Annotated in this window: 9 protein-coding genes; 7 read left to right on the top strand and 2 right to left on the bottom strand. The window is 47.2% G+C overall.

What is annotated here, in order from left to right; translation table 11 throughout:
• Nucleotides 1-276: 276 nt before the first annotated feature.
• Nucleotides 277-3,243, bottom strand: coding sequence for a PAS domain S-box protein (locus tag MiSe_RS30225; protein WP_226587308.1), 2,967 nt, complete (start codon nt 3,241-3,243; stop codon nt 277-279).
• 560 nt (nt 3,244-3,803) lie between these two features.
• On the opposite strand from MiSe_RS30225, the gene MiSe_RS52225 reads away from it, so the two are divergent.
• From MiSe_RS52225 to MiSe_RS30210, 4 genes are all read left to right on the top strand, one after another.
• Nucleotides 3,804-4,337: an RRXRR domain-containing protein gene (locus tag MiSe_RS52225; RefSeq protein ID WP_307731565.1), complete on the top strand. Its 534-nt coding sequence runs from the start codon at nt 3,804-3,806 to the stop codon at nt 4,335-4,337.
• Nucleotides 4,334-4,909: a hypothetical protein gene (locus tag MiSe_RS52220; protein ID WP_307731564.1), complete on the top strand. Its 576-nt coding sequence runs from the start codon at nt 4,334-4,336 to the stop codon at nt 4,907-4,909. Before MiSe_RS52225 ends, MiSe_RS52220 begins: the two co-directional genes overlap by 4 nt.
• A 61-nt stretch (nt 4,910-4,970) precedes the next feature.
• Complete coding sequence (locus tag MiSe_RS30215; protein WP_226587307.1) at nt 4,971-5,636, top strand: HEAT repeat domain-containing protein; 666 nt, start codon at nt 4,971-4,973, stop codon at nt 5,634-5,636.
• A 171-nt stretch (nt 5,637-5,807) separates the two neighbouring features.
• Complete coding sequence (locus tag MiSe_RS30210) at nt 5,808-6,365, top strand: phycobiliprotein lyase (protein WP_226587306.1); 558 nt, start codon at nt 5,808-5,810, stop codon at nt 6,363-6,365.
• A gap of 160 nt (nt 6,366-6,525) precedes the next feature.
• On the opposite strand, the gene MiSe_RS30205 is transcribed toward MiSe_RS30210, so the two are convergent.
• Nucleotides 6,526-7,236, bottom strand: a complete 711-nt coding sequence (locus tag MiSe_RS30205) for a hypothetical protein (protein WP_226587305.1) — start codon at nt 7,234-7,236, stop codon at nt 6,526-6,528.
• Between the two features lie 176 nt (nt 7,237-7,412).
• On the opposite strand from MiSe_RS30205, the gene MiSe_RS30200 reads away from it, so the two are divergent.
• From MiSe_RS30200 to MiSe_RS30190, 3 genes are all read left to right on the top strand, one after another.
• Nucleotides 7,413-8,408 (top strand): ABC transporter ATP-binding protein, encoded by a 996-nt coding sequence (locus MiSe_RS30200; RefSeq protein ID WP_226587304.1) that lies wholly within the window; start codon nt 7,413-7,415, stop codon nt 8,406-8,408.
• Entirely contained in the window at nt 8,409-9,200 is a 792-nt protein-coding gene (locus MiSe_RS30195) for an ABC transporter permease (protein ID WP_226587303.1), read from the top strand.
• 87 nt (nt 9,201-9,287) lie between these two features.
• Nucleotides 9,288-10,883 carry a GldG family protein gene (locus MiSe_RS30190; RefSeq protein WP_226587302.1) on the top strand — a complete coding sequence of 532 codons (1,596 nt, stop codon included), beginning with the start codon at nt 9,288-9,290 and terminating at the stop codon, nt 10,881-10,883.
• The last annotated feature ends 181 nt before the right edge of the window (nt 10,884-11,064 follow it).

Here is an 11,064-nt window from a genome sequence, read left to right as displayed (position 1 = left end):
GCAAACACCAAAGTTTCTCTGAAAAATCGTCGACTTGGAACTAGAGTCCGCAGCAAACACCAAAGTTTCTCTGAAAAATCGTCGACTTGGAACTAGAGTCCGCAGCAAACACCAAAGTTTCTCTGAAAAATCGTCGACTTGGAACTAGAGATTGCAGCAAGAAACTTTGGTGATAGGATCGTCGTGCGTAAGTCCTGGAGAAGATTACCCGCTTCCCATAACAATAATCTTACCTGACTAATTCCCCATTACCAATTAGCCATTAGCCATTAGCCACTATGGATTTGTCGGCAATTCAATGCGGAATTTGGTCCAGCCATTGCTGCTAGTAACTTGAATCTTTCCTTTCATTTGTTCGACCAATTTTTGCACCAAAGCCAAACCCAAACCAGTCCCGCCTTGTTGCCACAAATCTGCTTTGGGTACGCGATAAAACTTTTCAAACAGGTGGGGTAATTCTTCAGCGGGAATTTCGGCTTGGTTGCTGATGGTAAATACCGTGATTGGCACTTGAGCAGAATTAGGTTTGACGTCGGGGGAATAAATGTTTCCGTTTTCATCCTTGCCTTGGTGCTGACTGACGCGCAGCACAATTTTGCCGCCACCGGGGGTATACTTACAGGCATTGTTCAGCAGTTCGGCGATGATGCGTCCGAGTCCAGCATAGTCTGATATTAGTGTAGTTAAGTCGGGAGCTAGTTCGACTTGCAAAATTTGCTGGTGGTCTTGAGCGCGGGAGTAAAATGGTTCGACAATATTGGCTATCCACTCTGGTAAGTCCACCACTTCGGTTAGTACCAAAGGATAAGATTCGGCTTCGAGTCGCTGCAAGTCTAGCAAGTCGTTAATTAATTCGGTTTCCCGGTTGCATTCGGCTTGTAAAATTTCCAGATAGCGCTGACTTCGTTCGGGGGTGGGTGAAAGTTTGAGCATCTGAATTGCCATTTTGATATTGGACATGGGTGTCCGCAATTCGTGGGAAACCGTACTCAAAAAGTCGTCTTTGAGTTGGTTGAGTTTAGCCAGATCCTCGACTTGCGCTTGTGCGGCTTGGTAAAGTCTAGCTTGGCGAATTGCGATCGCGCATTGAGTCGCCACTTGCTGCACTAATCTCACTTCCAGGTCACTATAGCCGTAATCGGGACGATGAATTAACCACAAGTCTCCCAATACGCCTTTATCGTCAAAGATGGGAGAGGCTAACATTGCGACTCGTCCCCGCTTGGGATGGGGTTTAATCGAACAAAATTGAAAGTGCTGTCCTTGTAGCAGTTCGTTGTATATTTCTGGATAATTTGTCATGATTGCTACGCGACCTTGTTCGGCGGGGATGGAAATCGCTTCTTCGTAGCACATGGTGGAAGTTCCCGCTTCTAAGTCGTAGATCGAGGCGTTACACCCACTCACTCCCAGTCCAATTGCTAATTCCTGGACTGCTTTTTGCAAGATGCGGTTTTCGTCTAAACTGTCGCGTACTTCTTCAGTGATTCTTCGGAGAGTTTCTTCAAATTCAAGTGCTTTTTGTAACTCTCGTGTGCGTTCTTGGACTTGCCGTTCTAGGTCGGCGTTGAGTTTTTGGATTTGCTGGTAAAGTTGGGATTGTTGGATGGCGATCGCTACCTGAGTTGCCAGTTGCTGAATCGAGTCGATTTCAAAGGGTTCCCAGTGACGGGGTGCGGAACACTGATGAACGCACAACAATCCCCACAATTGATTGTTAAATACAATCGGCACCAGCAACAGCGCCCGAACTTGGATGGTAGCCAGCAGTTCTACGTAACAAGGAATCAGAGAAGCTTGGTAAATATCATCAATTGCAGAAATACGCCCCTGCTGGTATTTTTGAGCATAGTCTGCCTCAAAATAAGGATCGTTTAGCGAAAGGTTTAGAACTGAAGAACAACCGGGTGTCACCGATTCTACGACAAACTTCCCTTCTACTTCCGGTTCAATTTGATAAATTGCCACCCGTTCTACTTGCAGGAAAGCGCGGACTTCTTCTACAACTTTCTTGAGGATTTCTTCTAAGTCCAGCGACTGACGAATGCGCTCTTGCATTCCCCTGATTAGCCTTTCCCGTTCGGTTTGCTGTCGCAGTGCTTCTTCGGCTAATTTTCGCTCGGTAATATCTTGCGCCGCACCGTAGATTAACAGGACGCGCTCTTCATCTTCGCATTGTACGGGTTGGCTGTAATCCCGCAGCCAGCGAATTTCCCCTTGTTTGTTAAAGATGCGGTATTCGCTGATATCCGAATGCCAATATAGCAGCGTTTGTATGCGATCGCTAAATATTGCCATGTCATCGGGATGAATTAAAGATTGCCATCCGCCTCGCGCTTGTATTTCTTCCCAAGAATAGCCGGAAATGCGACTATACGCACCCGTCATCCAATCCGTTAACCATTGTCCGTTGATATCGATTCTCGCAGCATAGGCGAAATCCGATGTTAGTTCGGAAACGACTCGATAGCGTTCTTCGCTTTTTGCCAGTTGATTTTCTGCGCGCTTGCGTTCGGTTACGTCCCGCACGATTGCCAGTACTTCTTGCGTATCCTTGGGCACAATTCTGGCTTCAAAATCCCGCAATTCGCCGGTTTGTTCTTCAGAGCAAAGTTGAGTATGGGGAGTAATTAGCTGATATTCAAAAATTCGCATTTTTCCGGTTTCGAGCGATCTCTCAATATTCTGCATGGCTTGACTGGCTAATTCCTTGGGTAATATTTCCGTGAGGTTTTTTCCTAATATTTTCCGCTTTGGCAACTGTTCGCTGAATTCTTTTGCCGCTTTTACGTCTAAAAATTTGCCATCAACCCGGATGCAAAACATTGCATCTGGCAGTGCTTCAAACAAAATTTGAGTTGTTTCGCTCTGGCGTAGCGCTTCTGTTACCTGCTTGACTTGAGATGTTTCAAACGCAATTCCCACCCACCCTGTTATTTTTCCATTTTGATTTCTTAATGCTGAATAATTCCCCTCAACCCAACAATAACTCCCATCTTTACGTTTGACTTTTAATTCTCCTTGCCAAACACCTTCTTGAGTTACACACTCAATAATTTCTTGCAGAGTTTTACGGCTATTTTCTAGGACTATAACTTCAAAAATATTCTGACCTAAAACTTCTGCTGCTTGCCACTGATACAGGGTTGTGGCATAGCTGTTCCAATAAATAATTTTTCCTTCTATATCCGTAACAACGACTGCATTCCCGATCTGTTCTAAAATTGATTCTTCAAAAAGCATTCGCTTTAACCCCTGCGGCTCTTCGAGTTCATCTAACTTTCTTAGCGGTTTCCTTTCACCCGCTGGCGTCACCCCGGCTATGTTGAAGTAGGCTGTTGAGCCGTTCTAGTTCCATCGCTTTCTAGGAAGATTTTAGGTTATTTTAACCTTTTGGCTTCGCAACGCCAGCGACCGAGGCGACTTTTAGGAATTGTCACGCCCTGGTGGTGACAATGGGCAAAGGACTCCGACCAACCTCTATGTTTAGCAGATTCAGCGCCTGCGGGGTAAGCTGACCCCGACGCCCAACACCCCATTCCTACTGAAAAATATATTAAAATTTGTAAAGGAAGAGCAATAGAAGCGAGTCAATAACCCCGCCCTATAGAGGGACGGGGCTTGTAAGAGGCAAATCTTACGTGTTTGACTAGCCGACTGAGACACTGACTGACACGTACTGCCAGATGCTTCCCCAGTCTGGTTTGTCGGCAAACTGTTTTGCCGACAGTGTTGGGTAAAGCCAAGCCATTCTGTCAGTGTTGGGCGAGGGGACTAATAACTTTACTCGAAGGATTATCTCCATGTTACGAGTACCAGTTTTAACGCCATCAGGCAAACAATTAATGCCAACAAAGGCTAGTAGGGCTAGACGTTGGCTCAAAGAGGGGAAAGTGCGGGTTGTGTACAATGACCTTGGTGTTTTCCAAGTCCAATTAGTCAGATGCCCTCGGACTACCAACACGCAGCCTATTGCGGTTGGTATCGAACCCGGCAAAAATTACACGGGCATTGGTGTGCAGTCCGCAAAGTTTACCCTGTGGTTAGCTCATCTCCAATTGCCGTTCAAAATTGTGCGAGAACGCATGGAACAACGGCGCCTGATGCGGAGAGGGCGTAGAGGCAGGCGGATTAACCGCAAGATTGCATTCTCAAAACGCGCACATCGTCAACGACGCAAGGGCAACCGTCGTCAATGTAAGATTCCACCAAGTATTCGTGCCAACCGCGAATTAGAATTGCGAGTGCTTGACGAGTTATCGCTGATTTACCCCAACCCCTGCCTGCTTGCCTACGAAATAGTAAAAGCGCGTGGCGATAAAGGATTCAGTCCATGAGAGAGATGGTTGGTCAGAAATGGCAATTAGAAAATCTTGCTGATTACGGCGAAGTTAAGCAAGTTGAAGGTTGGCAGACTGCAAACATTAGACAACAAGTAGGACTACACAAACAAAAACATTCTAAGGGTGATGCAATCCCTGCAACCCACGCCGTAGACGGTGTTGCTTTGGCATGTAGCGCTTTGATTCGATATGGCATGATTGACCGCCAAACAATGGGCCCGAAAGGTAATGTCGCCATCACTCCGGCAGCATTTACGGTGATTCGTCGCCCCCCAATATCGCGTCGCCAACTTCATCTCATGGTTCCTGCCAAGGGAGGAGTGAGGAGAAAATACGGTGGCACTGTGACGCGGCATGGATTTAGGAAAGGCGATTTAGTTAAAACCCCAAGCGGCGATATTGGGTATTGCAGTGGCGATACCGAAAAAGCTTTGTCAGTCAGTGATGCTGATTGGCGTAGATTGGGACGATTCAGCCCCAAAAAATCTCAGTTGGTACGGCGAAACACGGGATTAATCGTGTTACCAACTAAAAGATTGTCTAATCTACTGGCATCGAACCAGTAGATTAGACCTGCTATCCCCCTCCACCCTGCTTCGCTGAGGGTGGAGTACCCCGCAGAAAAAGATGGATTATCCGAGTTTAGAAAAAATATCGGCGCAGTTAGACAGCGATTCGTCGCGCGATCGCATGTTGGCGCTGGCGATGTTGCGGAATGTCCCAGCCGATAGCGCCGTCCCTTTAATCAAAAAAGTCCTCAACGACTCTAGCCTGCAAGTGCGCTCGATGGCAGTATTTGCCCTGGGGATAAAACCCACCCCAGAATGCTATCCGATTTTAATCGAATTGCTGGAGCGCGACCCGGATTACGGAATTCGCGCCGATGCTGCGGGTGCGTTGGGATACTTAGAAGACATCCGTGCGTTTGAGCCGCTGGTGCGGGCTTTTTACGAAGATACCGATTGGCTGGTGCGCTTCAGCGCGGCGGTGTCCCTAGGAAATCTCAAAGATCCCCGCGCACTAGAAGTGCTGGTGCGAGCATTAGACAGTTCTGAAGTAGTATTGCAACAGGCAGCGATCGCCGCTTTGGGTGAAATCAAAGCCGTAGACGCCGTTGATGCTATCCTCCGCTTTGCCCAGTCGGAAGATTGGCTGATTCGACAGCGCCTAGCCGAAGCCCTGGGACATCTCAACAGCCCCAAGAGCATCTCCGCCTTAAAATATATGGTCAAAGACAGCTATCCCACAGTTGCCGAAGCAGCCAAAATTTCCCTCCAGCGTCTGGGAGCATAATAGGGCTCTTGTGCAGGTGTGCAGAGGGGCAAAAGGGGCAGGGGAATTTGAATGTACGTTCTCCTGAAGCTCACCTGCTCACCTGCACACCCGCACACCCGCACACCCGCTCCCCTGCTCCCTTAATATGGGGATGGCAAGCAAAACTATTGGCGCGAGACAATTTGATTCATGGATATTAAAGAGTTTTTCCAGCTGAGTGCTGGTAAATGGTTTTCCCAACGCACCAGTCACCATCTCTCCTTCAAACAAGCTGAAAGCGGCAAATCGGAAATCAGAATAGAAATTCTATCAGCAGACGATCCAGCAGCGATCAAGCTGTGCCAGCAATACGAGATCGATACAGCTTTAGCTTGGGGCGGCGCTCGCGTCACTTGGGATGGCACGATGGAATGGGATAAAGTCAAAAAAGCCGGTTCCTCGGTTTTGGTACCCATTGCCGATCCAGATCAACCCAATCAAGGTAAGTTGCTGCGCGATGTCGGCTATGCTGGGAAACCAGGAATTGTCGGTCGCTACATTCTGGGCAAGGATGATGCGTTGACGCTGATTAGCTCTGACGAAACCATGTATACCGAAGAGCGCCTATGGTTTGCCAGTCCTAATTTACGCCTGCGGACGAGCATCCTCAAGCGAGCCGATGGCACCAGCAACGCTTCTTTCTGTTCCGAGATTCGCATGGGAATCGCTCAGCCGCAAGCACAAGCAGCAGATGCAGCCAAGGCTTAATTGGGCAGATGTGCCAGTGGGCTGTTGGGATCGCGATCAATTTGACGAGCAACACAACATGGTAGGGGCTAAGGCTAAAGAAAGTTTTGTCCCTAAGGGCAAAGTTTTTCTTTAGCCTTAGCCCCTACCCTCGATTGATTCGGCTGAAAATGACTATATTTTACCCGCTCACCCGCTCCTCAACAGAGTTTGCTAATGTTTTCAGCTTGGTATACAAGTGAGAGTCAACCTCTGCTGGCTCAAATTGGTCAATGGGGCCAATTTTAGTTGCCCAGCTACGTGCGACAGTCAGCTTTCCATGCTGCGATGGCAAGCTGGGTGCATTACCCGCTGCGGGGGGACTTTTGGTCAAATTTGGTTCGCTGGGCTGGGGTGGTATTGTTTCAGCAGCCTCAACATTGCTTGGTGCGATCGCAAAACTCGCTCCAGACATGGCATCAAATGGACTAACATACTGGATTGCTTCTTTATTACCAGTGTCGGTTTTGCCAGTAGCAATTTCTGCTGGAACGCTGCTTTTGTTACTAGCCTCCTGTCTGTACGTTCCTAGCGTTCCTTGAAAAGTCAAATGATCGGGTAATTTCCGGCAAATCAGGCGTTCAAATTCTTGGTTGAAATGATACAGCGGTTGCTGGCGGCGCGTCCAAATCGTTAAAATCTGCTCAACCGATTTGGCTTTGTACCGTCCTTGATACAATGCCTCGATCGTCGCCAGCAGCACCCACTCAGCCGGGTAGTTGCTTAACCACTGCTCAACTAATTCTGCTGCTTTGTAACGTCCAAGGTCAAAACTATAGTTAGCCAGCAGCAATGCAGCTGCATCCGCCGCCACATCAAGCGCTAATTTTGAGCCTCTAGCCTGTTTGCTCATCTATACAATGCACGGTTTGCCGTTTTTCCGGCATTTGTAGTGTAGCTCTTAATTGCAACTCCCGATGTTTGCCATACCAAATACACAGCCGCGAAAAATACGCATAACAATGGTGGTCTAATATTGTTTGATATCCTATCAAGCTGCAAGCAAGTTCAGCTTTTCATCCTACTCTGATGATCGAAGTTGAGCAGTTAAGTAAAATTTATGGTTCGACCCCTGCGATCGCCGATGTCACCTTTAAGGTGGAACCTGGTGAAATTGTGGGGTTTTTGGGACCAAATGGGGCTGGTAAAACCACTACCATGCGAATTTTAACGGGTTACTTACCCGCAACCAGCGGCACGGCGAGAATTGCCGGGTACGATGTCCACGAAGATTCGATGGCGGTACGCCAGCGCATCGGTTATCTGCCAGAAACGCCGCCGTTGTACCCCGATATGACGGTAGAGGGGTTTTTGTTCTTTGTGGCGCGGATTAAAGGCGTACCGGCGGGCGATCGCGCAGGTCAGGTAAACTGGGCGATTAAGCGCTGTAACCTACAAGAAAAGCGCCGCGTCTTGATTCGCAAGCTTTCCAAGGGATTCCGCCAGCGCGTGGGAATTGCTCAAGCGATCGTTCACGACCCGCCTGCGATTATTCTAGATGAACCCACCGTCGGCCTCGATCCGCGTCAAATTATCGAGGTGCGAAATTTAATTAAAAGCCTCGCCGGTAGCCACACAATTATCCTTTCCACCCACATTTTGCCCGAAGTCAGCATGACCTGTAACCGCGTCACGATTATCAATCGCGGTAAGGTTGTAGCAACGAATACCCCAGAAGGTTTAATGGCGCAGTTGGCAGAAGGGTCGGGATACCAACTAGAAATAGACGGAGACGCAGATGTCCCTGTGGAACGGTTGCGTAATATTGCGGGGGTAAGCAGGATAGAATTGATACAAGGGAGTGTATCGGAAAATCGCGCTCTGATTCGCGTCGTATCAGCAACGGGAAGCGAACCGGGGCGAGAAATTGCGGCGGCGTTGGTATCGGCGGGGGTGGGGTTGTATGAAATGCGACGCACTACAGCTAGTTTAGAAGATGTATTTTTAGAATTGACGACGACGGAAAAAGTCGAAACAGACGCCTCAAGTGAAGAAAGTTATAAACAAGAGGAAGGCGAGGGTTAAATGCGGGTAATTTTTGGCAATATTATGGCGATTTACCGTAAAGAGTTGCAGAGTTATTTTGCATCGCCTTTGTCATATGCGATCGCAGGTGTATTCTGGCTTCTATCAGGCATCTTCTTTTTGCAGATTTTGGTGGGAATCGTTAATACAGTTGCGTTAGCAGAACAACAGGGACAGAATATACCGCCTTTGGATGTTGCTTACGAAGTCTTGAAGGGTTTCTTAAGCGTGATGGGGTCGTTTTGTTTGTTTATCCTGCCAATGTTGTCGATGGGACTTTATGCCGAAGAACGCAAGCGCGGTACTTTAGAATTATTGGCGACATCGCCGTTAACTAACTGGGCGGTGGCGGTAGGCAAATTGTTGGGAGTGCTGACATTTTTTGTGACAATGCTCGTGCCGTTGGTAGTGTACGAAGCGATCGCATTTAGTGCCGCTAATCCACCAGTTCCACCTGCCGTCCCGTTGCTAGGGCATTTGGGTTTAATTTTACTCGCTGCCAGCGTTTTGTCTTTGGGGATGTTTGTTTCTTCTTTAACCGACAGTACAATTCTGTCGGCAATTTTCACGTTTGTTTTAGTAGCATTTCTGTGGATAATTGACTTGATTGCCCAAAGCGTCCAAGGACCAATGCGCGATGCTTTAGGTCATCTATCACTGCTGAAACATTACAATAACCTAATTCAAGGAGTTTTAGATACCAGCAGTTTGATTTTGTTGGCCAGTTACATTATTTTGGGCATATTTCTTACCGCGCAATCAATTGAAGCATTGCGGTTTCAACGTTCGTAAAATTAGCTAATGGCTAATGGCTAATGGTAGAGCAATATAGAGTGGCTATTAACAATTAGCAATTAGCAATTAGCAATTAACAAAACCATGAAAAGCATCACCAAAAACTGGAAAAATTTAAAACATCTGTTCTGGGGCGGACCAATATTAATTGTAATGGGGTTATCCGCTGGAGCGATCGCAGGCACTTGGATACCCGTCCCCCTAGGAATGATTGTTGCTGGAATTGTCGTTATCATGGCATGGGCAATCTTACAAAATAGCGGCGATGTAACTTCCCCCGGACAGCAATTTTGGGGACGCCGTTCCGCTCAAGCAGGAACTAACGCGCTGATTGCTACACTAGCTGTAGTAGCAATTTTAGCGCTAATTAACTTTGTAGCTGCCCGCAATGCAGCGCGGGTGGACTTAACCGAAAATCAAGTTTTAACTATCGCACCCCAGTCGCAACAGTTGGTAAGGAATTTCAATATCCCGGTCAAAGTTTGGATATTTAATCCAAATCAAAATTCCCAGGATGTGGAATTGTTAGAAAATTATCGCAGGCAAAATTCAAAGTTCAGTTTTGAATTTGTCGATCCTAATGCTAGACCGAACTTAACTCAAAAGTTTGGCGTCACCGATTTGGGTCAAGTTTACTTAGAATATGGGGAAAGAAGAAAGTTCGTGCAGTTGGTTAGCGAAGTTGAACGCTTGTCGGAAGTCAAGCTGACGAATGCCTTACAACAAATTAAAAGCGATCGCAGCGATAAAGTCTACTTCCTCCAAGGACATGGCGAACTTTCCCTGCAACCCGGACAAGAAGCGATATCGCTTGCCGTACAATCTTTAGATGAGAAAAACTATAAAAGCGAACCGCTTAACCTAGCAGAACGAGGTCAAGTTCCAACCGATGCATCTGTGGTGGTGGTAGCACGTCCCAAACAAGCACTATTCCAGGCAGAAGTTAACGCTTTAAGAGATTATCTTAGACGCGGCGGTAGCTTGCTATTAATGGTCGATCCGAATACAAATCCCGGTTTGGATAGTTTGCTGAAAGAATGGGGTGTGAAACTGGATAATCGCTTAGTAATTAATGCATCCAGTCGTCAAGTACAAGGGTTTGGTCCCGCTGCTGCTTTAGTCACAGAATACGGCGAGCATCCTATTACGAAAGATTTTGCCAATCGTTATTCGTTTTATCCATTTGCTAGAGGGATTGAGATGATACCCACAGTTGGTGTGGATGCAACGCCATTGCTATTGACAAATGACCAAACTTGGGCAGAAAGCAATCCAGAAAACCCGGACTTAAAATTAGATCCGAATACAGATATAAAAGGGCCTTTAAATTTAGGAATTGCCCTGAGTCGCAAATTAGAATTTGGGCAACCTTCCCCACCTTCCCCCTCTCCCTCATCAGATAAACCGAAAACCGAATCTCGCTTAGTCGTTATCGGAAATTCTTCCTTTGCTACCGATGGTTTATTTGGACAGCAATTAAATGGAGATGTTTTCCTAAACTCAGTTGCTTGGTTGAGTCAGAGGGACGATCAAACTCTTTCCATTCGTCCCAAACAAGCGAACAACCGCCGCATCAATATAACACCCCAGCAATTTAGTGTATTAGCTTTGATAGCAGTTGCGCTCGTACCTTTAATCGGGTTTGTAGGAGGTGGCATACTTTGGTGGAAACGGAGGTAGAATTTGAGATTTGAGATTGCAGATTCGTCCCTCGTTCCCAGGCTCCTGCCTGGGAATGCAGATTTCAGGCTCCTGCCTGAAAATGCAGATTTTGGATTTTGGATGCCCTCGTCCCTCGTTCCCAGGCTCCTGCCTGGGAATGCAGATTTCAGGCTCCTGCCTGGGAATGCAGATTTTGGAT

Origin of the sequence: Microseira wollei NIES-4236 (assembly GCF_020521235.1) — a bacterium.
Taxonomy (GTDB): Bacteria; Cyanobacteriota; Cyanobacteriia; order Cyanobacteriales; family Aerosakkonemataceae; genus Microseira; species Microseira wollei.
Note: the sequence above shows the minus strand (reverse complement) of the source record. Positions and strands in the feature narration are given on the sequence as shown.

Bases quoted from the DNA above. Each gene is read 5' to 3' on its own strand.
- MiSe_RS30225 (WP_226587308.1), bottom strand. From the start codon at position 3,243: ATGCTTTTTGAAGAATCAATTTTAGAACAGATCGGGAATGCAGTCGTT.
- MiSe_RS52225 (WP_307731565.1), top strand. From the start codon at position 3,804: ATGTTACGAGTACCAGTTTTAACGCCATCAGGCAAACAATTAATGCCA.
- MiSe_RS52220 (WP_307731564.1), top strand. From the start codon at position 4,334: ATGAGAGAGATGGTTGGTCAGAAATGGCAATTAGAAAATCTTGCTGAT.
- MiSe_RS30215 (WP_226587307.1), top strand. From the start codon at position 4,971: ATGGATTATCCGAGTTTAGAAAAAATATCGGCGCAGTTAGACAGCGAT.
- MiSe_RS30210 (WP_226587306.1), top strand. From the start codon at position 5,808: ATGGATATTAAAGAGTTTTTCCAGCTGAGTGCTGGTAAATGGTTTTCC.
- MiSe_RS30205 (WP_226587305.1), bottom strand. From the start codon at position 7,236: ATGAGCAAACAGGCTAGAGGCTCAAAATTAGCGCTTGATGTGGCGGCG.
- MiSe_RS30200 (WP_226587304.1), top strand. From the start codon at position 7,413: ATGATCGAAGTTGAGCAGTTAAGTAAAATTTATGGTTCGACCCCTGCG.
- MiSe_RS30195 (WP_226587303.1), top strand. From the start codon at position 8,409: ATGCGGGTAATTTTTGGCAATATTATGGCGATTTACCGTAAAGAGTTG.
- MiSe_RS30190 (WP_226587302.1), top strand. From the start codon at position 9,288: ATGAAAAGCATCACCAAAAACTGGAAAAATTTAAAACATCTGTTCTGG.